21 protein-coding genes are annotated in these 25,253 nt (G+C 57.5%); 19 read left to right on the plus strand and 2 right to left on the minus strand.

Going from position 1 to position 25,253, the window contains the following annotated elements:
• Positions 1 to 1,821: an acyl-CoA dehydrogenase C-terminal domain-containing protein gene (locus AC13E3_RS16875; RefSeq protein WP_482902269.1), complete on the minus strand. Its 1,821-nt coding sequence runs from the start codon at positions 1,819 to 1,821 to the stop codon at positions 1 to 3.
• A gap of 247 nt (positions 1,822 to 2,068) precedes the next feature.
• On the opposite strand from AC13E3_RS16875, the gene AC13E3_RS16880 reads away from it, so the two are divergent.
• The 3 genes from AC13E3_RS16880 to AC13E3_RS16890 are packed head-to-tail and all read left to right on the plus strand — an operon-like array spanning position 2,069 to position 6,912.
• The gene (locus tag AC13E3_RS16880; protein ID WP_273157807.1) at positions 2,069 to 2,629 is read left to right on the plus strand and encodes a DUF3833 domain-containing protein; all 561 of its coding nucleotides are present in this window, start codon (positions 2,069 to 2,071) and stop codon (positions 2,627 to 2,629) included.
• 38 nt (positions 2,630 to 2,667) lie between these two features.
• The gene (locus tag AC13E3_RS16885; protein WP_273157808.1) at positions 2,668 to 3,762 is read left to right on the plus strand and encodes an efflux RND transporter periplasmic adaptor subunit; all 1,095 of its coding nucleotides are present in this window, start codon (positions 2,668 to 2,670) and stop codon (positions 3,760 to 3,762) included.
• A gap of 3 nt (positions 3,763 to 3,765) precedes the next feature.
• Positions 3,766 to 6,912, plus strand: coding sequence for an efflux RND transporter permease subunit (locus AC13E3_RS16890; protein ID WP_405417677.1), 3,147 nt, complete (start codon positions 3,766 to 3,768; stop codon positions 6,910 to 6,912).
• Between the two features lie 12 nt (positions 6,913 to 6,924).
• Here AC13E3_RS16890 and AC13E3_RS16895 read toward each other — a convergent pair whose 3' ends face one another.
• Positions 6,925 to 8,190, minus strand: coding sequence for an EAL domain-containing protein (locus tag AC13E3_RS16895; RefSeq protein ID WP_405417674.1), 1,266 nt, complete (start codon positions 8,188 to 8,190; stop codon positions 6,925 to 6,927).
• Between the two features lie 228 nt (positions 8,191 to 8,418).
• On the opposite strand from AC13E3_RS16895, the gene AC13E3_RS16900 reads away from it, so the two are divergent.
• The 16 genes from AC13E3_RS16900 (at position 8,419) to glmS (ending at position 25,175) form a co-directional block, all read left to right on the plus strand.
• Positions 8,419 to 9,717, plus strand: a complete 1,299-nt coding sequence (locus AC13E3_RS16900; protein ID WP_062783728.1) for an MFS transporter — start codon at positions 8,419 to 8,421, stop codon at positions 9,715 to 9,717.
• Positions 9,718 to 10,056: 339 nt separating this feature from the next.
• Positions 10,057 to 11,943 carry a tRNA uridine-5-carboxymethylaminomethyl(34) synthesis enzyme MnmG gene (gene mnmG / locus AC13E3_RS16905; RefSeq protein WP_273157815.1) on the plus strand — a complete coding sequence of 629 codons (1,887 nt, stop codon included), beginning with the start codon at positions 10,057 to 10,059 and terminating at the stop codon, positions 11,941 to 11,943.
• Between the two features lie 9 nt (positions 11,944 to 11,952).
• Positions 11,953 to 12,597, plus strand: coding sequence for a 16S rRNA (guanine(527)-N(7))-methyltransferase RsmG (gene rsmG / locus AC13E3_RS16910; RefSeq protein ID WP_273157817.1), 645 nt, complete (start codon positions 11,953 to 11,955; stop codon positions 12,595 to 12,597).
• Between the two features lie 50 nt (positions 12,598 to 12,647).
• A complete protein-coding gene (locus AC13E3_RS16915) occupies positions 12,648 to 13,442 on the plus strand; it encodes a ParA family protein (RefSeq protein WP_459421147.1) in 795 nt (264 codons plus the stop codon).
• Between the two features lie 60 nt (positions 13,443 to 13,502).
• Positions 13,503 to 14,378, plus strand: coding sequence for a ParB/RepB/Spo0J family partition protein (locus AC13E3_RS16920; RefSeq protein WP_039881967.1), 876 nt, complete (start codon positions 13,503 to 13,505; stop codon positions 14,376 to 14,378).
• A gap of 272 nt (positions 14,379 to 14,650) precedes the next feature.
• Positions 14,651 to 15,049, plus strand: a complete 399-nt coding sequence (locus tag AC13E3_RS16925; protein WP_008172578.1) for a F0F1 ATP synthase subunit I — start codon at positions 14,651 to 14,653, stop codon at positions 15,047 to 15,049.
• A gap of 19 nt (positions 15,050 to 15,068) precedes the next feature.
• Positions 15,069 to 15,941 carry a F0F1 ATP synthase subunit A gene (gene atpB, locus AC13E3_RS16930; RefSeq protein ID WP_008172580.1) on the plus strand — a complete coding sequence of 291 codons (873 nt, stop codon included), beginning with the start codon at positions 15,069 to 15,071 and terminating at the stop codon, positions 15,939 to 15,941.
• Positions 15,942 to 16,016: 75 nt separating this feature from the next.
• Positions 16,017 to 16,274 (plus strand): F0F1 ATP synthase subunit C, encoded by a 258-nt coding sequence (gene atpE / locus AC13E3_RS16935; protein WP_012138088.1) that lies wholly within the window; start codon positions 16,017 to 16,019, stop codon positions 16,272 to 16,274.
• A 69-nt stretch (positions 16,275 to 16,343) separates the two neighbouring features.
• Positions 16,344 to 16,814, plus strand: coding sequence for a F0F1 ATP synthase subunit B (locus tag AC13E3_RS16940; RefSeq protein WP_482902258.1), 471 nt, complete (start codon positions 16,344 to 16,346; stop codon positions 16,812 to 16,814).
• Positions 16,815 to 16,829: 15 nt separating this feature from the next.
• On the plus strand, positions 16,830 to 17,366 hold the full coding sequence (locus tag AC13E3_RS16945; RefSeq protein WP_008172588.1) for a F0F1 ATP synthase subunit delta: 537 nt from the start codon (positions 16,830 to 16,832) through the stop codon (positions 17,364 to 17,366).
• Between the two features lie 28 nt (positions 17,367 to 17,394).
• A complete protein-coding gene (atpA, locus tag AC13E3_RS16950; protein WP_008172590.1) occupies positions 17,395 to 18,939 on the plus strand; it encodes a F0F1 ATP synthase subunit alpha in 1,545 nt (514 codons plus the stop codon).
• Between the two features lie 75 nt (positions 18,940 to 19,014).
• Positions 19,015 to 19,878: a F0F1 ATP synthase subunit gamma gene (gene atpG / locus AC13E3_RS16955; RefSeq protein WP_117618961.1), complete on the plus strand. Its 864-nt coding sequence runs from the start codon at positions 19,015 to 19,017 to the stop codon at positions 19,876 to 19,878.
• A 55-nt stretch (positions 19,879 to 19,933) separates the two neighbouring features.
• Positions 19,934 to 21,328 carry a F0F1 ATP synthase subunit beta gene (atpD, locus tag AC13E3_RS16960; RefSeq protein WP_008172594.1) on the plus strand — a complete coding sequence of 465 codons (1,395 nt, stop codon included), beginning with the start codon at positions 19,934 to 19,936 and terminating at the stop codon, positions 21,326 to 21,328.
• A 47-nt stretch (positions 21,329 to 21,375) separates the two neighbouring features.
• Positions 21,376 to 21,798 carry a F0F1 ATP synthase subunit epsilon gene (locus tag AC13E3_RS16965; protein WP_008172596.1) on the plus strand — a complete coding sequence of 141 codons (423 nt, stop codon included), beginning with the start codon at positions 21,376 to 21,378 and terminating at the stop codon, positions 21,796 to 21,798.
• A 149-nt stretch (positions 21,799 to 21,947) separates the two neighbouring features.
• On the plus strand, positions 21,948 to 23,312 hold the full coding sequence (gene glmU / locus AC13E3_RS16970) for a bifunctional UDP-N-acetylglucosamine diphosphorylase/glucosamine-1-phosphate N-acetyltransferase GlmU (protein WP_008172598.1): 1,365 nt from the start codon (positions 21,948 to 21,950) through the stop codon (positions 23,310 to 23,312).
• A 30-nt stretch (positions 23,313 to 23,342) separates the two neighbouring features.
• Positions 23,343 to 25,175, plus strand: a complete 1,833-nt coding sequence (gene glmS / locus AC13E3_RS16975) for a glutamine--fructose-6-phosphate transaminase (isomerizing) (RefSeq protein ID WP_008172600.1) — start codon at positions 23,343 to 23,345, stop codon at positions 25,173 to 25,175.
• The last annotated feature ends 78 nt before the right edge of the window (positions 25,176 to 25,253 follow it).

The raw sequence follows: 25,253 nt of genomic DNA on the forward strand, positions 1-25,253 counted from the left end.
CTACCCGGTGAAGGCCAGATCTTCGGCGTCGAGCTGCATCAGGTTTTTGCTCGGGCTGAGCATGCTGGCAGCGTGGCTCTGGGCCCGGGGCAGCAAACGTTCAAAATAGAACTCGGTGGTGGCGAGCTTGGCCTGGTAAAATCCGGTGGATTCCTCACCACCGTTATCGAGTTTATCCACAGCCACCGCAGCCTGACGCAGCCAGATATAGGCCATGGTGACGTAGCCGCTATACATCAGGAAATCGTAGGATGCGGAACTCACCACATCGCGATCCTTGCGCGCCGCGAGCATGATACGGACGGTCAGCAGGTTCCATTGCCCGGTCAGCTTGAGCAGTTCCAGAGCCCAGGGCCGTAGCCGTTTATCGGTGAGATGCTTACGGGCAAAATTGGCAATGTTCAGGGTGAACTCGCGCACCGCGCCGCCCTGGGTCGTCAGCAATACTTTTCGTCCCAGAAGGTCCAGCGCCTGGATTCCGGTGGTGCCCTCGTACAGGGTGGCGATGCGGGTATCCCGGACAATCTGTTCCATGCCGTGTTCGCGGATGTAACCGTGGCCGCCAAAAACCTGGACCCCCAGGTTGGCCGCTTCGCAGCCGAGTTCAGTGAGAAAGCCCTTCAGAATTGGCGTCAGGAAGCCGAGTTTGTCATCGTACTTTTCCGCCTTTTTATCGTCACCTTCGGTGAATCCCTCGACCATGTGATCGGCCAGCCGGGCCGAGTAATAAAGCATGGCCCGACCGCCTTCGGCGATGGCCTTCTGGGTCAGTAACATCCGGCGCACATCAGCATGATGGATCAGGCTGTCGGCGACCTGGTCCGGCTCTTTCTTTCCTGAGAGTGCCCGCATGGAGCGCCGATCTTTTGCATAGGCCAACGCCCACTGATAGGACAGCTCCGCCGGCCCGACGCCCTGAATGGCGGTGCCGATACGGGCGGTGTTCATGAAAGTGAACATGCAATTGAGCCCTTCATTCTCGGGACCAATGAGAAAACCGGTGGCGCCATCGAAATTCAGTACACAGGTTGCCGAGGCCTTGATGCCCATTTTCTTTTCCAGGCTGCCGCAGACGACACCGTTGCGCTCACCGACATCGCCGTTACTGTCGGGCAGGAACTTGGGTACGATAAAAAGGCTGATACCCCGAGTGCCCTTGGGGGCGTCGGGCAGACGGGCCAGTACAATGTGGACAATGTTCTCGGTCAGGTCGTGGTCGCCAGAGGAGATGAAGATCTTGGTTCCGGTAAGCCGGTAGCTGCCGTCGGCCTGGGGTTCGGCTTTGGTCTTTACCTGGCCCAGATCGGTGCCACACTGGGGTTCGGTCAGGCACATGGTGCCGGCCCAGCGGCCCTCCGTCAGTGGCGCAAGGTAGGTCTGTTTCTGGTCTTCCGTACCATGAAGGAAAATCGTGTTCATGGCCCCCAGGGACAGCCCCGGATACATGGAGAAAGGCCAGTTGGCGGTACCCATCATTTCCTGTTTCAGCAGTCCCATGGACGCGGGAAGGCCCTGGCCGCCGTATTCCTCGGGCGCTGAGAGTCCCTGCCAGCCCCCCATGGCGTATTGCTGGTAGGCGTCTCGGTAACCGGCGGGTGTGGTGACTTCACCGTTGTCCAGTTTGCAGCCTTCTTCGTCGCCAGAGAGGTAAAGTGGGCTCAGCACCTCTTCACAAAACTTTCCGCATTCGCCGAGTATCGCGTCCACGATATCGGGCGAGGCGTTTTCACCGCTGGTCAGGGTGGCGTAATGACCCGGGTAATCGAACACCTCGTTCAGCAGGAATTTCATGTCGCGCAGGGGTGCTTTGTAAACCGGCATAGCGGAATCCTCTGTGTCTTTCTCAACAATCTTGGGTGGGCAACCACCGTTCGTTGCCTTGTGTTTTACGCCAATACCCGGGCACTGCCATTGACGAAAAGCACCGGGCAGACTGTCAGAATGGACAATTGGCCGAGATGACGTAGCAGAGATCGTGGATTCCGGGTAATGATCGTTAAAGAGGCTTTCGGCGTATTTCCTTGCGCCGAGGACCCCCACATATTCCTGTTTAGAGAGTGTAAAAGTCATGCAAAGCCTGTTTACTGAGATATTGAAACGCCTGTCGACACCTATACTCTGGGTATTGTTTTCGGCACTGCTGCTCAGTGGCTGTGCCAGTCCCTCGCTCGAGGACTACGCCGACCGCACGCCACAACTGGTCCCTGAAGAGTTCTTTACCGGCGAACTTTCCGCCCGGGGGGTGGTCAAGAATTTTTCCGGTGAGGTGATTCGCACCTTTGATGCGGATATCAGCGCGTCATGGGATGACGAGGGCGTAGGCACTCTGGATGAGGTGTTCCGTTTCGATGACGGCGAAGTGCAGACCCGCGTCTGGACCCTGACTCCCGCGGAAGACGGCTACCATGCTGACGCCGGTGACGTGGTTGAACCCGGAACCATGCGTTGGAGTGGCAATGCAATTCACATGAATTATGTGCTCCAGGTGGCCTATGGCGACGGTACCCTGGACGTACGCATGGATGACTGGATGTACCTGATTACGCCCGACACGTTGATCAATCAGACCACCATGAGCAAGTGGGGAATCGACGTGGGCGAGGTGGTTCTGGTCATCCAGAAAAAGTAACAGACGACTAACCTGACCCCGAAATACCTGGAAATCCTATGTGGAAACAGTGGTTGATTGCGTTGGTACTGGTGGCTGTCGCTATCGGCGGCGCCTTTGTGTATCAGAACTTCGATGATGGGACCGCCGCCCAGAGCGGCCGAGAACGTCCCGCCAGCGCGGTTAACACCATGCTTCCGCAGATGGAGGCAGTACGGGACGTGGTCAATGCCGTTGGCAGTCTCAAAGCCCTGAACGCGGTGGAACTGACCACGGAGGTCAGTGGCCGGGTGGTGGAATCGAATCTGGAAACCGGCCGCCGGGTGGGGCAGGGCGACGTCCTGTTGCGGCTTGATGATCGCCAGGCCCGGGCAGACCTGCAGGTGATCGAGGCGCAACTGGCGGATGCCCGCCGACAGCTTGAAAGGGCAGAGCGGTTGCGTTCGAACAACAGCATTTCCCAGTCCCAGGTGGATCAACTGAGAACGTCAGTCGATGTCGCCGAGGCTCAGCGCCAGTCAGCTCAAGTTCGTCTGGAAAACCACCGGATCGAGGCGCCGTTCGCCGGTGTGGTCGGGCTGAGTGACATCAGCGTCGGCGCCTATATTACTGCCGGGACCTCGGTGACTACTCTGGATACCACCGACCGTATGGAACTGGGCTTTTCGATCCCGGAGCGTTTCCTGGGGCAGGTGAGTCTCGGGCAAGAGGTAAGGGGCGCATCGCCGGCCTATCCGGACCAGACCTTTTCCGGTCAGCTGGTGGAGTTGGGTTCCAGGGTCAGTGAGTTGAGCCGTTCGCTGCCTGTCCGGGCACTGATCGATAACCCGGATGGTTTGCTCCGGCCGGGACAGTTCATGTCTGCGACGCTTACACTCCGGCAACGGCAGGCGCTGGTAATCCCCGAGCAGGCGGTGATGATCCGGGGTGATGAACAATATGTGTTTGTGGCTGAAGACGGTGTGGCCCGGCGTGTTTCGGTGAGCCTGGGCTCGCGCATGCCCGGTTTTGTGGAAGTTTCGAACGGTTTGAGCCAGGAAGACCCGGTGATCGTGACCGGTCAGGACCGGCTCAGCAGTGGGGACCGGGTTCGGGTATTGGAAGACGACAAAGCCATTCCCGAGAATCGTTTTATTACGGCCAGGGAGTCGTAACCGGTGGTCCTCTCTGACGTCTCCATCAAGCGGCCGGTGTTCGCTACGGTCCTCAGTCTTCTGATCGTTGTGTTCGGTCTGGCAGCCCTGATGGGCCTGCCGGTGCGCGAGTACCCGGATATTGACCCACCCGTTGTTTCCATCTCCACCGACTACACCGGCGCGGCGGCCGAGGTGGTAGACACCCAGATTACCCAGGTGATCGAGGGTGCCATCAGTGGCATTGAGGGTATTCGGTCGATCGAATCATCCACCGAGCAGGGCGAGTCCCGAACCAGTATTGAATTTACCACGGCGCGCGATGTGGATATTGCCGCCAATGATGTCCGCGATGCGGTGTCCCGGGTGGCGAACCAGCTGCCAGACGAAGCCGATCCACCGGTGGTGCGCAAGGCGGATTCCGATGCACGCCCGATGATGTGGGTGACCCTGCGCAGTGATGTCTGGGACAGTGCCGAATTGAGTGACTTTGCCGACCGGGTCCTGGCGGACAGGTTGTCGGTACTTGATGGTGTTGCCGACGTGCGTATTGGCGGCGAACGGCGCTATGCCATCCGGGTCTGGCTGGACCGCGAACGTCTTGCGGCCCGGGATATCACCGTGGCGGAAGTCGAACGGGCCCTGCGTGCCAACAACGTGGAGCTGCCGGCAGGATCGGTGGATTCGTCCACCCGGAATTTCACCGTGCGGGCCGAGGGCCGGCTGTCGAACGTGGAACAGTTCCGGGAGCTTGTGGTTCGCCGGGATGGTAATGATCTGTTGCGCCTGGGTGAGGTGGCCAATGTCCAGATGGGTGTGGAGTCGGATGTGAGCCGCCTGCGCGCCAATGGCCAGACCGCCATCGGCATGGGGATTATCCGCCAGTCCAAGGCCAACACCGTTGCGGTTTCCGATGCCGTCCGCGCCGAGCTGGAGAAGATCCGGGAGACACTGCCACCGGAAGTCACCATCGCGGAAAGCTACGACGAATCCATTTTCATCCGGGCTTCCATCAAGGAAGTGGTCACCACGCTCGCCATTGCGGTGTCCCTGGTTATCCTGGTTATCTTCCTGTTCCTGCGCTCCTGGCGGGCGACTCTCATTCCCGCGGTGACCATTCCGGTTGCGGTGATTGGTGCCTTTATCGGTCTGGGCTTCCTGGGTTTTTCCATCAACGTACTGACCCTGCTGGCGGTGATTCTTGCCATCGGCCTGGTGGTGGACGATGCCATCGTGATGCTGGAAAACATCCAGCGCCGGATTGACGAGGGCGAGCCCCCGTTGCTTGCCGCCTACCGGGGCGCGAAGCAGGTTGCCTTCGCCGTGATTGCGACCACTCTGACCCTGGTGGCGGTGTTCGTTCCCATCTCCTTCATGGGCGGCAACATTGGCCGATTGTTTGCCGAATTCGGCTTTACCCTGGCGGCGGCAGTGGTGTTTTCGAGCCTCGTGGCCCTGACCCTGGCGCCGATGCTGTGTTCCAAGTGGCTCAGGCACAGCCCCGAATCGGCAGAAGGTCATCGTTTCTGGGCCGCCAGTGAAAAGGTCCTGAATGGCCTGACCAATGGTTACCGCAGGCTGTTGGAGTTTTCCCTGAGGCAGCCGGGCTTGTTACTGGGCCTTGGACTTGTCGGGCTGGTCATTGCCGCCGTGGTGTATCCGAAATTGCCTCAGGAGCTGGCGCCTACCGAAGACCGTGCCGTGATTATCATGCCCACCAGCGCGCCCCGTGGCTCAACGGTGGAATACACCGACCACTACGTTCGGCAGGTGGAAGAAACACTGCTCCCGTATCTGGACGAGGGGATAGCCAACCGTTTGCTTGCTATCGTCGGATTCCGCAATGAAGAGGACAACGCGTTCATGATCATGGGCCTGGTACCCTGGGAAGAGCGGGATATCAAGCAGCAGGAGGTGACCAGCGAAATCCGCAGGAAGTTGGCTGATGTGTCCGGCATCCGGACCGTGGCCGTCAATCCGGCGGGTCTGGGCCAAAGGGGTTTCAGCCAGGCGATCGAGTTCGTGGTGGCTGGTCCGGACTATGAGTCGGTTCAGGCCTGGAGCCAGGAGATCGTGGAGCGCGCCAAGGAAAACCCGAATCTCCAGAACCTGGATACTGATTTCGAGCTGACCCGGCCGGAACTTCGGGTGAACATCGACCGGGAACGGGCCGCGGATCTGGATATCACGGTAGAAGACGTGGGCCTCACCTTGCAGACCATGCTGGCTTCCCGGCAGGTAACGACTTACATCGATCGAGGCCGCGAATACGATGTAATCATTCAGGCGGAAGATGCCAACCGGGCAACGCCCGAAGACCTCGGCCAGATTTTCCTGCGGCCCCGGGAGGGCGGTAACCTGATCCCATTGCAGGCACTGGTTTCCGTGCAGGAGATCGGCGCCAACCCGGACCTCCGCCGCATCGACCGCCTGCCCGCTGTGGTGATCAGTGCGTCTATGGCGGATGGTTACGACCTGGGTTCGGCATTGACCTACCTGAACAATCTGGCTGTGGATAACCTGCCGCCGGAAGCCCGCATTAGTTACAAAGGCCTGAGCCGGGAATTCCAGGAATCCTCGGCGGCAATCTACGTTACCTTTGCGCTGGCTTTCGTCATCGTGTTCCTGGTGTTGGCAGCCCAGTTTGAAAGCTGGATCCATCCGCTGATCATCATGTTGTCGGTGCCGCTGGCGGTAACCGGGGCTCTCCTGGCGCTCTGGTGGACGGGTATCAGTCTGAACATCTACAGCCAGATCGGCATCATCATGTTGCTGGGGTTGATGGCGAAGAACGGGATACTGATCGTGGAGTTCGCCAATCAGCTCCGGGACAAAGGCTACGAGGTGCGAGAGGCGATTCTCGAAGGCGCCTGTCTGCGTTTCCGTCCGGTACTGATGACCACCATATCAACGATTTTCGGTGCCGTGCCCCTGGTGATTGCCACCGGCGCCGGAGCCGAGAGCCGGGAGTCGATTGGTATGGTCATTCTGGGCGGGCTGATCTTCGCCACCACGCTGACCCTGTTCATCATTCCGGTGCTCTACAACCTGTTGGCCCGGTTTGCCAAGTCTTCCAATGCGGTGGAAAAAGAACTGGAACGTCAGGCGTCCGGACAGGCGGGTGGCACTGGATTGGCCGCCGCGCCACAGAAACGCGCCGACGATTTCTGACTGACCGGATGATTACAGGGTGGCCGGGAACTCCAGCTGGCCGCCAAATATCTCATCCGGATGTATGTCGACGCAGAAGACCTGTTGCCCCGGCAGCATTGTTGAGAGGGTGACGGTACGTTTTGCATCCGGCAGACCGACATAGGGCCGACAGCTGCTGATGTGCTGGGGCCGTTCCAGGGCATTCCGGAAGTACTCCCGGTGGGTCCATTGAGCGCCGGCGGAATGATACAGCGGATTGAACTTTCCGCGATGAATGTCCGGATTGGCGCGGGCAAGGTTGCCTTGCTGAATGCCCTGGGGATTCAGCAGGAAGCAGCGTTTCACGCCATCCACTTCCAACAGCTTGTTGCAGGCGGTGCTGAACGGCAACTCCCGGCTCAGGGAATGGCAGGCTTCGAGAATTTCGAAACGCAGAAGGCGGAAATAACTCTCCTGATCCCGTATGTCCTGGGCTGATGACTCGCTGGAATCGGCAATGATGCGTTTTAGCGCCTGTTCGGTCAGCTCCGGCTCGTGTTGTTTCAGGTTGGACGGCCTTGCGAACAGGAAGCCCTGCAGAAGATCGGCCTCCGTTTGCAGGGCAATGTGAGCCTGGGTGTGGTTCTCGATCCCTTCCAAAAGCACGAGGCTGCCGCTTTCGCGGATCATCTTTACCAGACTCTCCAGCAGCATTCGGGCGCGACTGTTGTTCTCGGCGTTTACCAATAGGCTCCGGTCGAGTTTCACAATGAGCGGATTGATACGCCACAGGCGCTCAAAATTGGAATCGCCCATACCGAAATCGTCGATAGCGATCTGAAAGCCGTGTGCTTTGGCCTTGAGGATGAATTCCAGAAGTGCGGTCGGGTTGTCGGACGCGGTTTCGACCAGTTCCAGAACCACTTTCTCGGGATCGATTCCGCTACGCTGGCATTGCAGAGCAAGCTTTTCCAGGGAGGCTTCCGGATGGATGCAGGTACCGGGATTGATATTCAGGAACAGCCAGACGGCCTGGGAGCTGGCCGCAAAGTTGTCCAGATGGAGCTGCAACAGGTGCCGATCCAGCTCCGGTGTCTGGTTGTTTTTTTCGGCCTGTTCGAAAAGCGTAAACGGAGAGATGCTCTCATTGTTCTTTCTGACCCGGACCAATGCCTCGTAGCCAACCAGTTTTCGATGGGTTGGGCTCAGGATAGGCTGGTAAACAGAACTGAAATCATAGTCGTCGATGATCTTTGGAGTCCTGGATATTTCGGCTCCGCGATAGATGCGCCGTGGAAGTCGGACTACGCTGCTCATGGTCAGGAACCTTTATAGTGCCAATAATCCAGCCATCCTGGCCCGATGAAAAAGTGTCTGAACAAGGAGACCAAGCGAATTTCGTACCAGACGGCCAAAAATCAAGCGTTTGAAAATGCTTAACCCCGTCAAATAAATGAACATGATTGCCGCTTTTTGCGCTATTGCACCGGATTCGGGCAAATTTTCGGTCGCAACGCCGGCAACGCACCAAAACAGGGTTTCTTGATGCCATCGAAAAGTCAGTTCCGTTTGCTTGGCCAACGCCGGTTCCTGCCGTTTTATCTGACCCAGTTCTCTGGCGCCTTCAACGACAATCTGTTCAAGAACGCGCTGCTGCTGCTGATCACCTACAGTGCCGGCGGTTTGATGGGGTTGTCGGTGAATGTGGTGGTTAACCTGGCCGCTTTCCTCTTCATACTGCCGTTTTTCCTGTTTTCGGGTATTGCCGGCGAGATGGCGGATCGCTACGAAAAATCCCGAATCATCCGGAATGTGAAGCTGGCGGAAATTGTCATCATGGCCGTTGCCGCATTCGGACTGTGGTTCGGCTGGTACGAGTTGTTGCTGGTTCTGCTGTTCCTGATGGGTACCCAGTCCACGTTCTTCGGTCCGGTGAAATACGCGATCCTGCCCCAGGTGTTGGCGGACGATGAGCTGGTGGGCGGCAATGGCCTGGTTGGTATGGGCACGTTTGTGGCGATCCTTCTGGGCACCATTGCGGCGGGTCTATTGATGGGCTTTGAGATGGCGGCCCGGCTGACGGCGGTTGCCGTTTTTGTCATGGCGGTGTTCGGCTATCTCGCGGCGCGTCAGGTTCCGGTGACCGAATCCGATGGTTCCGGTGTCAATGTCCGTTTTCGCCCGGTGCTCGAAACCTGGAAACTGATGGCTCTGGCGGCCGAGCGCCGGCAGGTGTTGCTGGCGGTGCTGACGATCTCCTGGTTCTGGTTCCTTGGAGCCGCCTATCTGACCCAGTTTCCCAATTTTGCCCGCACCAACCTCCTGGGTGACGAGACCGTGGTGACCCTGTTATTGGCCATGTTCACGATCGGAATTTCCATCGGCTCCATGATGTGCGAGCGACTCACCAAACACCGCATTACCCTGTCACCCGTGCCCTGGGGCGCCCTGGGGCTGAGCCTGTTCGGAATAGACCTGTATTTTGCGGTGCCGGATGATCCCATGGCCTCCACCTGGTGGACCCTGTTGACCGATCCTGTCTATCTGAGGGTTTTGATGGATCTGGTCGGTATCGGGATTTGCGGCGGTCTTTTCATCGTGCCTCTGTACGCCTTTATCCAGCACGAAACGCCACGGACCAAACGTGCCCGTATCATTGCTGCGCTGAATGTCATTAATGCGTTGTTCATGGTAGTGAGTGCCCTGGCCGGAATTGTGGTGCTTGGTGTGTTGGAGGTAAGCATTCCGGGGTTTTTCCTCCTGCTCTCGCTCCTGAACGGGTTGGTGTTGCTGGTGGTCTGGCGGCTTCGACGAAAAACAGCCGGCAGTTCTGTGGATAATTAGTTGGACAACCTACGGAAAGCCTTTGGATTACTTTCTTTAAAATAAAATAAAACAATAGCTTAGGTGTTTTTTTAGGGTGATTAATAAGTAGTCTTGCATGTGGATAACTTTCTTGAAAACTTTTCTGAGAAGAGTGATCCAAACCCATGAAAAGCCGTAAGTTTCGGTTTTCCACTATCCATTTAACGCTCGGAAAAGTCCCCTTTGAGCCCTGACCAGGCCACTGCCGCTTTCAACGTGATTCGTCTCTGGTTAAAATTTGCACATCCTGACTGCAATTTCCCGGGTGAAGCGTTATACTCGCCGCCCGATTTTATCCCCCGATTTCCGAGGTGAGCTGTGGATTTTCCGACCCGTTTCGATGTCATTGTCATTGGTGGTGGCCATGCCGGTACCGAGGCCGCGCTGTCGGCTGCGCGCATGGGTTCCCAGACCCTGCTGCTGACCCACAACATTGAGACCCTGGGCCAGATGTCCTGCAACCCGGCCATCGGCGGTATTGGTAAAAGCCATCTGGTGAAAGAAATCGATGCGCTTGGCGGTGCCATGGCCGAGGCCACGGACAAGGCTGGCATCCAGTTCCGGGTCCTCAACAGTCGCAAGGGACCGGCCGTGCGTGCCACCCGTGCCCAGGCTGACCGTGTGCTTTACAAAGCCGCCATCCGCCATACCCTGGAAAGCCAGCCGAACCTGACACTGTTCCAGCAGGCGGCGGACGATCTGATTGTGGAAAACGACCAGGTGACCGGTGTCGTGACCCAGACCGGTATTCGCTTCAACGCCAGGACCGTGGTGCTTACCACCGGTACTTTCTTGGGCGGCGTTATTCACATTGGTATGCAGCACCATGCCGGCGGCCGTGCCGGTGATGCGCCGGCCAATGCCCTGGCACAGCGCTTGCGGGAACTGCCGTTCAACGTTGGTCGCCTTAAAACCGGCACGCCGCCTCGCATCGACGCCCGGTCTGTGGATTTCTCGGTAATGCAGGAGCAGTGGGGGGATGACCCCACCCCGGTGATGTCCTTCATCGGCAGCCGTAGCCAGCATCCGGAACAGGTGTGCTGCTACGTGACCCGGACTACCGAACAGACCCACGATATTATCCGCAGCGGTTTCGACCGTTCGCCGATGTTTGCCGGCAGCATCGAAGGTGTGGGCCCCCGCTACTGCCCGTCGATCGAGGATAAGGTAAACCGCTTTGCTGACAAGGATTCGCACCAGATCTTTGTAGAACCGGAAGGCCTGACCACCAACGAGCTCTACCCGAACGGGATTTCCACCAGCCTGCCGTTTGATATCCAGTTGGCGGCGGTGCGTTCGATTCCCGGTTTTGAAAATGCCCATATCACCCGGCCGGGTTACGCCATCGAATACGACTACCTGAATCCGCAGGACCTGCGCCATACCCTGGAAACCAAGTTTATCCAGGGCCTGTATTTTGCCGGCCAGATCAACGGCACAACCGGCTATGAAGAAGCGGGCGCCCAAGGGCTGCTGGCCGGGATCAACGCTGCCCTGCGGTCGCAGGAAAAAGACGAGTGGTACCCGCGCCGGGACGAGGCTTACCTGGGTGTGCTGGTGGATGACCTGATCACCATGGGCACGTCCGAGCCCTATCGCATGTTTACCAGCCGCGCCGAGTATCGCCTGATCCTGCGCGAGGACAACGCCGATCTGCGTCTGACCGAAACCGGTCGCAAGCACGGCCTGGTTAATGATGAGCGCTGGCAGAAGTTCAATGACAAGCGCGAGGCGATCGCAACCGAGCGTAGCCGCCTCGAGGCCACCCGGATTCACCCGAATACCGAGGCCGGTGAGCGCGCCAACGGCTTTCTCAAGCAGCCGATGACCCGTGATCAGTCCCTGGCAGAGCTGCTGCGCCGGCCCGAGATTGTCTACAGCCACATTGCCGAGATCGGTGCCGAGAAAGCTGAAGATCCGGTGGTCGCGGATCAGGTGGAAATCGAGATCAAGTACGAGGGTTATATTTCCCGTCAGACGGACGAGATTGAGCGGCTCCGTAAAAACGAGAACACCGCCCTGCCGGTGGATCTGGATTATGACGTCATCGGCGGCCTGTCCAACGAGATCAAGCAGAAGCTCAAGACCGTGCGGCCGGAAACCGTGGCTCAGGCCTCACGTATCCAGGGTGTGACCCCGGCGGCGGTGAGCCAGATCCTGGTGCACCTGAAAAAGCGCGACCTGCTGCGCAAACAGTCGGCCTGATCCGCGCCCATGACCAAGTCACTCTGGCACGGCCAGCTCCGGGATGGACTGGCCACGATGGGCCTGTCCCTGGATGAGGATCGGCAGGAAAAGCTGCTGGCTTTTCTGGGCCTGCTTAACAAGTGGAACCGGGCTTACAACCTCACGGCTGTACGTGATGAGCGTGTGATGGTGTCCCGGCAACTGCTCGACAGCCTGAGCATTCTGCCGTGGGTAACGACGGACCATCTTCTGGATGTGGGCGCCGGCGGCGGCCTGCCCGGTATTCCCCTGGCGATCGCCCTGCCCGAAAAACGCTTTACCCTGCTCGACAGCAACGGCAAGAAGACCCGCTTTCTCAACCAGTGTGTGCTGGAGCTCGGCCTGAAAAATGTCGAGGTTGTTCACGGGCGCGCGGAAGATTGCAATCCTCCGGAACCCTTCAGCCAGATCAGCAGCCGAGCCTTTACCGCGCTCGAGAATCTGGTGAGCTGGTGCGGTGATCTGCTGGCAAATGAGGGTGAGTTCCTTGCCATGAAAGGTCAGTTTCCGGATGATGAAGTGTCTGCCCTTCCGGCTGGCTGGCAGGTAACATCCAGCCATTCCCTGGACGTACCGGGCGCCGATGGTGACCGCCATCTGCTGGTGATCGCCCGGGCCGTGAATTCCCGGTAGTTTGGCAGTCCAATTTCTGAACCGCTAACCCACAAACAAGGAGGCAGGACATGGCGCGCGTGATTGCAGTGACCAATCAGAAAGGCGGTGTGGGCAAAACCACCACCTGCGTCAACCTTGCTGCCTCCCTGGCCGCCACCAAACGCCGGGTGCTGCTGGTGGATATGGATCCCCAGGGCAACGCCACCATGGGCAGCGGTGTGGATAAAAACGCCCTGGAAGTGTCCGGCTACGACATGCTGACCAAGCGCTCCAGCGCCGCCGAGGTGATCATTCCCGCCGAGGCTTCCGGCTTCGATATCCTTCCGGCAAACGGCGACCTGACGGCGGCCGAAGTGGAACTGATGAACGAGATTGGTCGCGAACACCGCCTGAGACTGGCGTTGAACACCGTTCGTGATAATTACGATTACATCCTCATCGATTGCCCACCATCGCTCAGCCTGTTGACGGTGAATGCCCTGTCGGCGGCAGACTCTGTGCTGATTCCAATGCAGTGCGAGTACTACGCCCTTGAGGGGTTAGCGGCGCTGATGAACACCGTTGAGCAGATTCAGGAAACGGTCAATCCGAATCTGCAGGTGGAGGGCATTCTGCGTACCATGTACGACCCTCGCAACAGCCTTACCCTGGACGTTTCCGGCCAGCTGAGCGAGTACTTTGGCGACAAGGTGTATCGTGCAGTGATTCCCCGCAATGTCCGTCTGGCCGAGGCCCCCAGCTATGGGGTTCCGGCCCTGAAATACGACCGCGCCTCCAAGGGTGCGATCGCCTACCTGGCCCTGGCCGGCGAAATGGTACGCCGCCACGGTTCAAAAAAGACATCCGCGCCGGTTGCGGTGTAACATACCGCCCTGTCACTCACTTAAGCACAACGATATTCAACGGGAAGAATGACTGACACCATGGCGGCGAAGAAACGAGGTTTGGGTGAACGCGGACTGGGCGCCCTGCTGGCGGGCTCCAAGGTCAATCTTGACCAGGAGCTGAAAGACCACGACGGTGAGCTCCGCGAAGTTCCCATTGATCTGATCCAGCGCGGCCGGTACCAGCCCCGGCGCGACATGGACCCCGCCGCCCTGCAGGAACTGGCGGATTCCATCCGCCAACAAGGCGTGATGCAGCCGGTGGTGGTTCGTCCCATCGCTGAAGGCCGTTACGAGCTGATCGCCGGTGAGCGCCGTTGGCGGGCCACCCAGATGGCCGGCCTGGACAGCATCCCTGCCATTATCCGGGATGTCCCCGATGAAGCCGCCATCGCCATGGCGCTGATCGAGAACATCCAGCGTGAGAACCTCAATCCTATTGAGGAAGCTTTCGCTCTTCAGCGCCTGCAGGACGAGTTTGGCCTGACCCAGGCCCAGGTGGCCGAAGCCGTGGGCAAATCCCGTACGACCATCACCAACCTGCTTCGACTGATCGGTTTGTCCGAAGACGTTCGTATTATGCTCGAGCATGGCGATCTGGAAATGGGCCATGGCCGGGCAATGCTGACCCTGGCGCCGGAACTGCAGATGCAGGTGGCCAAACAGGTGGTGGCCAAATCCCTGTCGGTTCGTCAGACCGAGGCCCTGGTTCGGCGGGTGCAGCAGGAAACACCGGACAGCAAATCCCGGAAAAAAGGAGTGGTGGACCCCAACATTCGCGCGCTCCAGGATGATCTCGCGGAGCGACTGGGTGCGCGAGTGTCGATCGATCATGGCCAGCGTGGCAAAGGCAAGCTGGTGATCGAGTACAGTTCCCTTGACGAACTCGACGGCATACTGGGCCACATCAAATAAAATCGTCGGGGTTTTGTGCGTCGTCCGACCCCCCTACGAAAGTTCGTATCTGGTTACGTACACAACATGTAGTGGTGAAAAACTGAACGGCCGTCTATTTGTGACGAAAATTGCCAAAACCCAGTTATTACGCCGCTTTTGACGGATCAGCCGGTTCCCGGTTTTGTTGATTCGTGCACATTGAACACATATAATCTGCGGCGCTCGTGTCGGTGTATTTGCTTGCTTTTTAAACGACATCGACCGAAAAGCACCGTACTTCCGGAACGAACATGACGAAGGCAGCTTCAGGCGGCATTGGCCGTCCACCCATCGCACGATGGTTTGTTATAGAGAGTGTGGTACTTGTCTTCGTCAGCCTGGCGTTTCTCTTGCGAGGCGAGGTTTCCGGTTATTCAGCGCTGCTGGGTGGACTTATCTTTCTGATCCCCCATGGTTATTTTGCGCTCAAGGCATTCCGCTACGCCGGCGCGCGGTCTGCCAAGAAGATCATGACGTCTTTTTATCAGGGTGAGGCCGGCAAGCTCATCCTGTGCGCCATCCTCTTCACGATGGTGTTCAAATGGATTCAGCCGCTTGATATTGCGGCACTTTTTTTAACATTTGCGATCATGCTGGTCACCAACTGGTTGACACCGCTTCTGGCGGGCAGCAATACGCAGCAAAGCTAACTGGACCTGGGAAACCGTTATGGCAGGAAGTGCATCCGAATATATCCAGCATCACCTCCAGAACCTCACCTACGGTAAACTTCCGGCAGGCTATGAGCGTGCCGACGGTACCGTACTTCAAGATGCAACCTGGACGCTGGCTCACACCGGCAGGGAAGCATCCGACATGGGCTTCTGGGCTCTGCACATCGATTCACTGGGCTGGGCAGTCGCCCTCGGTGCCCTGTTCCTGTTTATTTTCCGCTTGGCCGCCAAGCGCGCCACCTCAGACCAGCCCGGCGGGCTCCAGAACTTTGTTGAAGTGATGGTTGAGTTTGTCGATCAGAGCGTCAAGGAAACCTTCCACGGCAAGAACAAGGTGATTGCGCCGCTGTCGCTGACCATCTTCTGCTGGGTATTCCTGATGAACCTGATGGACCTGGTGCCCGTGGACTTCCTGCCCCAGCTGTTCCACCTGATGGGTCTGGAATACATGAAGGTCGTTCCGACTACGGATGTAAACGTAACTCTGGGCATGTCCCTGTCCGTATTCGCTCTGATCATCTATTACAGCCTGAAAGTGAAGGGCGTGGGTGGCTTCGTTGGTGAGCTGACCCTGCACCCCTTCTCTTCAGACAACCTGTTCCTGAAGATTTTGCTTGTCCCGATCAACTTCCTGCTGGAGGGCGTGAGCCTGATCGCCAAGCCGATCTCACTGGCGCTGCGTCTGTTCGGTAACCTGTACGCAGGCGAGCTGATCTTTATCCTGATTGCACTGCTGCCGTTCTGGGCACAGTGGGCACTGTCTGTACCCTGGGCGATTTTCCACATTCTGGTTATCACCCTGCAGGCATTCATCTTTATGATGTTGACGATCGTGTACCTGAGCATGGCTCACGAAGACAGTCACTGATCGGACACCATTAAGCCGTAGTTCTAAACCCTAAACCCTTAAACTGAAAAACCTAACTGAAAACTGGGAGTTATCATGGAAACTGTAGTTGGAATGACCGCTATTGCCGTTGCACTGCTGATTGGCCTGGGTGCCCTGGGTACTGCGATTGGCTTTGGTATCCTCGGTGGCAAGTTCCTGGAAGGCGCTGCGCGTCAGCCGGAAATGACCCCGATGCTGCAGGTTAAAATGTTCATCGTTGCAGGTCTGCTGGACGCCGTAACCATGATCGGTGTTGGTATCGCACTGTTCTTCACTTTCGCCAACCCGTTTGTCGGCCAGATCGCCGGTTAATCGAGTCGCCAGAGCCGGGGTTTTGCCCCGGTCAGATGATTCTTAACAAAACAGGCGAGAGGTGAAGACGTGAACATTAATTTGACGATGATTGGTCAAGCCATCGCGTTCTTTATCTTTGTCGTCTTCTGCATGAAGTACGTGTGGCCGCCAATCATGGCCGCACTGCAGGAGCGTCAAAAGAAGATCGCTGACGGACTGGCTGCCTCAGACCGCGCTGCGCGCGATCTGGAACTGGCTCAGGAAAAGTCAGCTCAGGAACTGCGTGAAGCCAAGCAGCAAGCTGCTGGTCTGATTGAACAGGCCAACAAGCGCGCGGCCCAGATTGTGGAAGCATCCAAGGATGACGCCCGCAAGGAAGGCCAGAAGCTGATTGAGCAGGCCAAGGCCGAAATTGAACAGGAGCGGAATCAGGCTCGTGACGCTTTGCGTGCAGAAATTGCCAGCATTGCCGTTGCCGGTGCCGAGAAGATCCTGGAAACCTCTGTCGATGCCTCCAAGCACAACCAGATGTTGGAAAAACTGGCGGCAGAACTTTAAACGACGAGGTTCATCATGGCAGAACTGAGAACGCTGGCCCGTCCCTACGCAAAGGCAGCATTTAGTGCCGCTCAGGAGCATGAACAGCTGGCTGAGTGGTCCAAGGTGCTGACGATCGCCGGGCAGGTCACCGCGAACAAAGACATTCGACAGCTTCTCGCGAATCCGGGTCTGGAAGAGCAGAAGAAGGCTGAACTGATTCTGGAGGTCGCTGAAGATGGCGTCACCGATCAGGTCCGCAACTTTTTCGCTGTACTGGCTGAAAACCGCCGGCTGACTCTTCTTCCTGAGATTGCAGCGCTCTTCAACACGTACCGGGCTGATCTGGAGCGCACTGTTGATATCGAAGTTACCGCGGCTTTCGAGCTGACGGACGAACAGCAACAGAAGCTCGCCCAGGCACTTTCGAAGAAACTCGAGCGGCAAGTGTCACTCGCAGCGTCATTGGACAAGTCTCTGATTGGCGGCGTGATTATTCGCACCGGCGATCTGGTCATTGACGCATCTGTACGCGGAAAGCTGACCAAGCTGGCCGACGCTCTGGGCTCCTGATTTCAGCACAAGGTTTGAGGATATTGGCATGCAGCAACTGAATCCATCCGAGATCAGTGACATCATCAAGAAGAGAATCGAGAAACTCGACATCTCTTCCGAAGCAAAGAACGAAGGTACGATCCTGTCGGTATCCGACGGTATCGTGCTGATCCACGGTCTGGCCGACGTTATGTACGGCGAGATGATTGAATTTGCCAACGGCACGTTCGGCATGGCTCTGAACCTGGAGCGTGATTCCGTTGGTGCGGTTGTGCTGGGTGACTACGAAGATCTGGCTGAAGGCCAGAAAGTTCGTTGCACCGGCCGCATCCTGGAAGTACCGGTTGGTCCGGAACTGATGGGCCGTGTGGTCGACGCTCTGGGTAACCCCATCGACGGCAAGGGCGACCTCGGTACCGACCTGACCTCTCCGGTCGAAAAGGTTGCACCGGGTGTTATCGCTCGTCAGTCCGTTGATGAGCCGGTTCAGACTGGTCTGAAGGCAATCGACACCATGGTGCCGATCGGTCGCGGCCAGCGTGAGCTGATCATCGGTGACCGTCAGATCGGTAAGACCGCTGTCGCCATCGACGCGATCATTAACCAGAAAGACACCGGCATCAAGTGTATCTACGTTGCCGTCGGTCAGAAGCAGTCTTCCATTGCCGCCGTTGTGCGCAAGCTGGAAGAGCACGGTGCCATGGATCACACCATCGTGGTTGCCGCCGGTGCCGCCGATCCTGCAGCGATGCAGTTCCTGGCTCCGTACTCCGGTACCTCCATGGGTGAATACTTCCGTGACCGTGGTGAAGACGCCCTGATCATCTATGATGATCTGTCCAAGCAGGCTGTGGCTTACCGCCAGATCTCCCTGCTGCTGCGTCGTCCGCCAGGCCGTGAAGCATACCCGGGTGACGTATTCTACCTGCACTCCCGTCTGCTGGAGCGTGCGTCCCGTGTTAACGCTGATTACGTTGAGCAGCTGACCAACGGTGAAGTGAAAGGCCAGACCGGTTCCCTGACCGCTCTGCCGATCATTGAAACCCAGGCTGGTGACGTATCCGCGTTCGTACCGACCAACGTAATCTCCATTACCGACGGTCAGATCTTCCTGGAAACCAACCTGTTCAACTCCGGTATCCGTCCGGCGATGAACGCCGGTATCTCCGTATCCCGGGTAGGTGGTTCGGCCCAGACCAAGATCATGAAGAAGCTCGGCGGTAACATCCGTCTGGCTCTGGCCCAGTATCGTGAACTGGCAGCTTTCGCACAGTTTGCTTCCGACCTCGACGAAGCAACCCGTCAGCAGCTTGAGCACGGTCAGCGTGTAACGGAACTCATGAAGCAGAACCAGTACAGCCCGATGTCTGTGGCTGAAATGGGTACGGTTCTGTTCGCAGCCAACGAAGGCTTCCTGGACGACGTTGATGTCGACAAGGTAGTGAAGTTTGAAGCGCAGATGCTCGACTGGATGCGCTCCGAGCAGAAAGACCTCCTCGACAAGATCAACGAGAAAGGCGATTACAACGACGAAATCGCTGCCGGCCTCAAAGCTGCACTTGAGAAATTCAAGACCACTCAGAGCTGGTAAGAAAACGGGCCTGCGGCGACTGTCGCGGGCCGCTTTTCATAGCAACGAGTGTCTAACTTGAGAAGGCAGTGAGTTATGGCCGTCGGCAAAGAAATACGTAACCAGATTTCAAGCATCAAGAGCACGCAGAAAATCACCAGCGCCATGGAAATGGTGGCGGCGAGTAAGATGCGCAAGGCTCAGGAACGCATGCAGGCGACTCGCCCGTATGCCGACAAGATGCGTCAGGTGATCGGGCACATTGCCAAGGCGAACGCTCAGTACAAGCACCCGTTCATGCTCGAGCGCGACGTTAAGCGCGTGGGCTATATCGTGGTGTCAACTGATCGTGGCCTCTGCGGTGGTCTGAACATCAACCTGTTCAAAGCGCTTGTCCGTGAAATGAAAGCGTGGAAAGAAAAAGGAGTGGAAACCGATCTGTGCGCCATCGGGCAGAAAGGGGCTTCCTTTTTCCGGAGCTATGGCGGTAATGTCATTGCGGCATTGACCCACCTGGGTGACAGCCCGAGCTCTGAAAAACTCATCGGCAACGTCAAGGTCATGCTGGATTCGTTCTCCGAGGGCAAGATTGATCGCCTGTACGTGGTGAGCAACGAATTCGTCAACACCATGACCCAAAGCCCGAAGGTACAGCAGCTTCTGCCCCTGCCTCCGAGCGAAGACGAAGAAGAGATCAAGAACCAGTGGGATTATCTCTACGAGCCCGATGCCAGGCAGATCCTCGATGGCCTTCTGCCACGTTTTATTGAATCCCAGGTGTACCAGGGTGTGGTAGAAAATCTGGCATGTGAACAGGCAGCCCGGATGATCGCCATGAAGAGCGCAACTGATAACGCCGGTAGCATTATCGACGAACTTCAGCTGGCCTATAACAAGGCGCGTCAGGCAGCCATTACCCAAGAGATATCGGAGATTGTGAGCGGCGCCGCTTCGGTCTGATCCGGCCCACAATCCAACTGGTTTTATTGACTATCAAGATAACGAGGAACCGAGCATGAGTAGCGGACAAATCGTTCAGATCATTGGCGCGGTTATCGACGTGGAATTCCCACGTGACTCCGTACCCAAAGTATATGACGCACTGCTGCTTGAAGGTGGCGAAACAACTCTGGAAGTCCAGCAGCAGCTGGGTGACGGCATTGTTCGTACCATCGCCATGGGCAGCACCGAAGGCCTGAAGCGTGGCCTGAAAGCAGAAAACACCGGCAACCCGATTTCGGTACCGGTTGGTACCCAGACTCTGGGCCGTATCATGGACGTTCTGGGTCGTCCCATCGACGAAGCCGGCGAGATCGGCGAAGAAGAGCGTTGGGCGATTCACCGTAAGGCACCGGGCTATGCCGATCAGGCAGCGTCTGCGGACCTGCTGGAAACCGGCATCAAGGTTATCGACCTGATCTGCCCGTTCGCCAAGGGTGGTAAGGTTGGCCTGTTCGGTGGTGCCGGTGTTGGTAAAACCGTAAACATGATGGAGCTGATCAACAACATCGCGAAAGAGCACTCCGGTCTCTCCGTATTCGCAGGTGTTGGTGAGCGGACCCGGGAAGGTAACGACTTCTACTACGAAATGAAGGAGTCCAACGTTCTCGATAAGGTTGCCATGGTTTACGGCCAGATGAATGAGCCCCCTGGAAACCGTCTGCGTGTGGCCCTGACCGGTCTCACCATGGCCGAGAAGTTCCGGGACGAAGGTCGTGACGTACTGTTGTTCGTCGACAACATCTACCGTTACACCCTGGCAGGTACCGAAGTATCCGCACTGCTCGGCCGTATGCCGTCTGCGGTAGGTTACCAGCCGACTCTGGCTGAAGAGATGGGTCAGCTGCAGGAGCGTATTACCTCCACCAAGAACGGTTCCATCACGTCCATCCAGGCGGTATACGTACCGGCGGATGACTTGACTGACCCGTCGCCTGCAACCACCTTCTCGCACCTGGATGCTACCGTTGTACTGAGCCGTGACATCGCTTCCAAGGGTATCTACCCGGCGATCGATCCGCTGGATTCCACCTCTCGTCAGCTGGATCCGCTGATCATCGGTCAGGAGCATTACGAAGTGGCCCGTGGCGTGCAGACCAACCTGCAGCGCTACAAGGAGCTGAAAGACATCATCGCCATCCTGGGTATGGATGAACTGTCAGAAGAAGACAAGCTGACTGTAGCCCGTGCCCGTAAGATCGAGCGTTTTCTGTCCCAGCCGTTCCACGTTGCTGAAGTATTCACCGGTTCCCCCGGTAAGTACGTTTCCCTCAAGGAAACCATCAGCAGCTTTAAGGGCATCCTGAATGGCGACTATGATGAACTGCCCGAGCAGGCGTTCTACATGGTTGGTACCATTGAGGAAGCGGTCGAGAAAGCGAAGGAAATGAAGAGCAAGGCAAAGAGCTAATCTGAGCCGACGCATTTGTTTCCGGATCGATCAAAGAGGCAACTGACATGGGTATGACCGTGCATTGTGATGTGGTAAGTGCCGAAACAAAGATCTATTCCGGATTGGTGGAAATGCTGATCGCAGCGGGCTCTGAAGGTGACCTGGGTATTGCCCCGGGTCACACCCCACTGCTGACCCAGCTGAAGCCGGGCCCTATTCGGATTATCAAGCAGGGCGGTGAGGAAGAAATTCTTTACGTGTCCGGCGGGTATCTGGAAGTCCAGCCCAATCTGGTGACTTTGTTGGCGGATACCGCTGTTCGTGCAAAGGATGTGGACGAAGCAGCCGCGCTCGAAGCTCAGAAAGAAGCCGAGAAAGCACTTGCCAACAAGACTGGTGAATTCGAGTACTCCCGTGCCGCTGCAGAGCTGGCCGAGGCTGTTGCCCAGCTTCGTACCATCCAGCAGCTGCGTAACAAAATGCGCTAAGCATTTCCGTTTCGGGTTTGCCGAACACCGAAGCCGCATCCTGAGCGGCTGGAAGACCAACGTGTTGCGTTGGCCGTCCGGCCCTGAAGGGTGCGGTTTTTTTATTTTCAGCATTCAGAGAGTAAACACTCCGGGAGCCTGACTTTTCCATGAGCCCGCTACACGTCGTCATTCTGGCCGCTGGCCAGGGTTCCAGAATGAAATCCGCACTGCCAAAGGTGCTGCATCCGATTGCCGGCCGCCCTATGCTTCATCACGTGATCGACACCGCCAAACAGCTTGGCGCCGAGAGGATCCATACGGTCATAGGTCATGGTGCTGACAAGGTTCGGGAAACCACCGATGAGGCCTCGGTAAACTGGGTCACCCAGAGTGAGCAGTTGGGTACCGGCCATGCTGTGGCTCAGGCCCTGCCGGATCTTCCCGATGACGCCCGTGTTCTTGTGCTTTACGGCGATGTGCCTCTGACTCGTCATGAGACGCTCGACGGATTGGTTGGGACACTTGATGACCACACCCTGGGTTTGTTGACCGTCACCATGGACAATCCCCAGGGATACGGACGGATTGTCCGGAGTGCTGATGGCGACGTGCAGTCGATCGTCGAGCAGAAAGACGCCTCTCCCGAGCAGCAGCAGATCCGCGAAGTGAACACCGGGATACTTGCGGTGTCGGCGAAACACCTGAAAACCTGGTTGCCGACGCTCTCCAACAGCAACGCCCAGGGCGAATATTATCTGACCGACATCATTGCCATGGCGGTGGAACAGGGTCTCCGTATTGCGGTGTCCCAGCCGGAGAATCCCTATGAAGTCCAGGGAGTCAACAATCGCCTGCAACTGGCTGAACTGGAACGCTGGTTCCAGCGCCAGCAGGCTGACCGGCTGATGACAGAAGGAGCGACACTCGCGGACCCCTCCCGGATAGATGTCCGTGGCGAGCTGAGTATCGGCAATGACCTCTGGATTGATGTGAACGTGGTATTCGAGGGCAAGGTCAGCCTTGGCAGTAATGTATCCATTGGCCCCGGTTGCGTCATCAAGGACGCCACCATTGCAGATGGCGCGGAGATCAAGGCCAACAGCGTGATTGAAGGGGCCGTAATTGGCGCCAGCGCCCAAATCGGGCCGTTTGCACGTATCCGGCCGGGCACGGAACTGGCGGCCAACACCAAAGTGGGCAACTTCGTGGAAACCAAAAAGGCCATTGTGGGTGAGGGCAGCAAGATCAACCATCTCAGCTATGTGGGTGATGCCTCACTGGGCCGTAATGTGAATGTGGGTGCAGGAACCATCACCTGTAATTATGATGGTGTGAACAAGTACCGGACGGTGCTCGGCGATGGTGTTTTCGTAGGTTCTAATTGTTCGCTGGTCGCCCCGGTTACCGTTGCGGCCGAGGCCACCATTGGCGCAGGATCGACCATAACTCGCGACGTTGCCGACCACGAGTTGGCTGTCGCACGGGGCCGGCAGCGCAATATCGCCGGTTGGGAAAAGCCGAAGAAACACTGATACAAACGATCAACAGACAGGTAGAACAGCATGTGTGGAATTGTAGGCGCGGTTTCGGAAAGGGACGTTCAGGGTATCCTTCTTGAGGGTCTGCGCCGTCTGGAATACCGGGGATATGATTCGGCCGGTATGGCTGTAATCGGTGGCGACCACAGTGTCCAGCGCGCTCGGGAAGTGGGTAAAGTTGCCGCACTCAGCGATGCCATGGAAGCAAACCCTCTCGCGGGCCACCTGGGCATTGCCCATACCCGCTGGGCAACCCATGGCGAGCCCTCTCAGATCAACGCCCATCCGCACATGTCCGGCGACCGGCTGGCTATTGTCCACAACGGGATCATCGAAAACTATCAGGAGCTGCGTGAAGAATTGCGGGCTGACGGTTTCGAGTTTACGTCCCAGACCGATACCGAAGTCGTCGCGCACCTGATTGAGAAACACTACCGCACACTGGGTAATCTCCATGATTCCGTGCGTTCGGCGATCGCCCGTTTGCGTGGAGCCTATGCCCTGGCGGTGGTACACGCCGACGAACCGGAGCACCTCGTGGTATGCCGTGAGGGCAGCCCCCTGGTCATTGGTGTGGGTATTGGCGAAAACTTCATCGCGTCTGACCAGCTGGCGCTGCTGCCAGTGACCGACCGGTTCATGTTCCTGGAAGAAGGCGATATCGCCGATATCCGAAAGGACGCCATTGCCATACTCGATCGCGATGGCAGCCCCGTCGAGCGGGAGGTAACCCGCTTTGAGCACGGCACCGACTCGGCGGATAAGGGCGAGTACCGTCACTTCATGCTCAAGGAAATCTACGAGCAGCCGAAAGTGATCAAGGCCACGATGGAAGGTCGGGTTACCAAGACGCGGGTGCTGGAGCAGGCCTTGGGTACTGAGGCCGCCAACCTCTTGGAGAACGTTCGCCACGTCCAGATCATTGCCTGCGGCACCAGTTACCATGCCGGTATGGTGGCCCGTTACTGGATTGAGGAACTGGCGGGCGTTGCCTGTTCCGTGGAGGTGGCTTCCGAATTCCGCTATCGCAAACACGTGATCCAGCAGGACACCCTGTTCCTCTGTATTTCCCAGTCCGGCGAAACCGCCGATACCCTGGCGGCCCTGCGTCAGGCGAAAAAAGCAGGTTTCCGGGCAGCATTGGCCATCTGTAACGTGCCGGGCAGCTCCCTGGTTCGCGAATCCGACCTGGTGATCATGACCCAGGCGGGACCGGAAATCGGCGTGGCCTCTACCAAGGCGTTCACCACCCAGCTCACGGCTTTGCTGATCTTTACCCTGGCCCTGGCCCGTCATAATGGGCTGCCCGAGGAGCAGGAAGCTGAAATCGTCGAGGCTCTTCACCTCGTGCCTGGCCAAGTCAGCGATGTGCTGGCCCTGGATGGCGAGATCGCCGAGATGTCCAAGGCATTCATGGATAAGAACCACAGCCTGTTCCTGGGGCGCGGTTCCCAGTTCCCGGTGGCTCTTGAAGGTGCCCTCAAGCTCAAGGAAATCTCCTACATCCACGCCGAGGCCTATCCTGCCGGCGAGCTCAAGCACGGCCCCCTGGCCCTGGTCGACAGCGAAATGCCAGTGGTCACTGTCGCTCCCAACAATGACCTGGTTGAGAAGCTGAAATCCAACCTGGAAGAGGTCCGGGCCCGCGGCGGTGAACTGTTTGTCTTTGCTGATAAAAAGGCCGACGTCAAAGCGGAAGAGGGCCTGCACGTGATGCAGATTCCGTCCGTGCATCCGATTACCGCGCCGATCGTGTACACCGTGCCACTGCAGCTGCTGTCCTACCATGTGGCCGTGTTGAAGGGTACCGATGTGGACCAGCCGCGGAACCTGGCCAAGAGCGTCACTGTAGAATAGCCCCGCAGGCCAGCAAGGCCTCGATGTGGGATCGTAATAAAGTTGGTAACAATGTAAAAGAGTTGGTAACTTTGGAAT

The organism is Marinobacter sp. L-80, assembly GCF_056859395.1.

What these genes read in the sequence shown, in the direction of transcription:
- AC13E3_RS16875 (WP_482902269.1), bottom strand. Translation starts at nt 1,821, where the DNA reads ATGCCGGTTTACAAAGCACCCCTGCGCGACATGAAATTCCTGCTGAAC.
- AC13E3_RS16880 (WP_273157807.1), top strand. Translation starts at nt 2,069, where the DNA reads ATGCAAAGCCTGTTTACTGAGATATTGAAACGCCTGTCGACACCTATA.
- AC13E3_RS16885 (WP_273157808.1), top strand. Translation starts at nt 2,668, where the DNA reads ATGTGGAAACAGTGGTTGATTGCGTTGGTACTGGTGGCTGTCGCTATC.
- AC13E3_RS16895 (WP_405417674.1), bottom strand. Translation starts at nt 8,190, where the DNA reads ATGAGCAGCGTAGTCCGACTTCCACGGCGCATCTATCGCGGAGCCGAA.
- AC13E3_RS16900 (WP_062783728.1), top strand. Translation starts at nt 8,419, where the DNA reads ATGCCATCGAAAAGTCAGTTCCGTTTGCTTGGCCAACGCCGGTTCCTG.
- rsmG (WP_273157817.1), top strand. Translation starts at nt 11,953, where the DNA reads ATGACCAAGTCACTCTGGCACGGCCAGCTCCGGGATGGACTGGCCACG.
- AC13E3_RS16915 (WP_459421147.1), top strand. Translation starts at nt 12,648, where the DNA reads ATGGCGCGCGTGATTGCAGTGACCAATCAGAAAGGCGGTGTGGGCAAA.
- AC13E3_RS16920 (WP_039881967.1), top strand. Translation starts at nt 13,503, where the DNA reads ATGGCGGCGAAGAAACGAGGTTTGGGTGAACGCGGACTGGGCGCCCTG.
- AC13E3_RS16925 (WP_008172578.1), top strand. Translation starts at nt 14,651, where the DNA reads ATGACGAAGGCAGCTTCAGGCGGCATTGGCCGTCCACCCATCGCACGA.
- atpB (WP_008172580.1), top strand. Translation starts at nt 15,069, where the DNA reads ATGGCAGGAAGTGCATCCGAATATATCCAGCATCACCTCCAGAACCTC.
- atpE (WP_012138088.1), top strand. Translation starts at nt 16,017, where the DNA reads ATGGAAACTGTAGTTGGAATGACCGCTATTGCCGTTGCACTGCTGATT.
- AC13E3_RS16945 (WP_008172588.1), top strand. Translation starts at nt 16,830, where the DNA reads ATGGCAGAACTGAGAACGCTGGCCCGTCCCTACGCAAAGGCAGCATTT.
- atpA (WP_008172590.1), top strand. Translation starts at nt 17,395, where the DNA reads ATGCAGCAACTGAATCCATCCGAGATCAGTGACATCATCAAGAAGAGA.
- atpG (WP_117618961.1), top strand. Translation starts at nt 19,015, where the DNA reads ATGGCCGTCGGCAAAGAAATACGTAACCAGATTTCAAGCATCAAGAGC.
- atpD (WP_008172594.1), top strand. Translation starts at nt 19,934, where the DNA reads ATGAGTAGCGGACAAATCGTTCAGATCATTGGCGCGGTTATCGACGTG.
- AC13E3_RS16965 (WP_008172596.1), top strand. Translation starts at nt 21,376, where the DNA reads ATGGGTATGACCGTGCATTGTGATGTGGTAAGTGCCGAAACAAAGATC.
- glmU (WP_008172598.1), top strand. Translation starts at nt 21,948, where the DNA reads ATGAGCCCGCTACACGTCGTCATTCTGGCCGCTGGCCAGGGTTCCAGA.
- glmS (WP_008172600.1), top strand. Translation starts at nt 23,343, where the DNA reads ATGTGTGGAATTGTAGGCGCGGTTTCGGAAAGGGACGTTCAGGGTATC.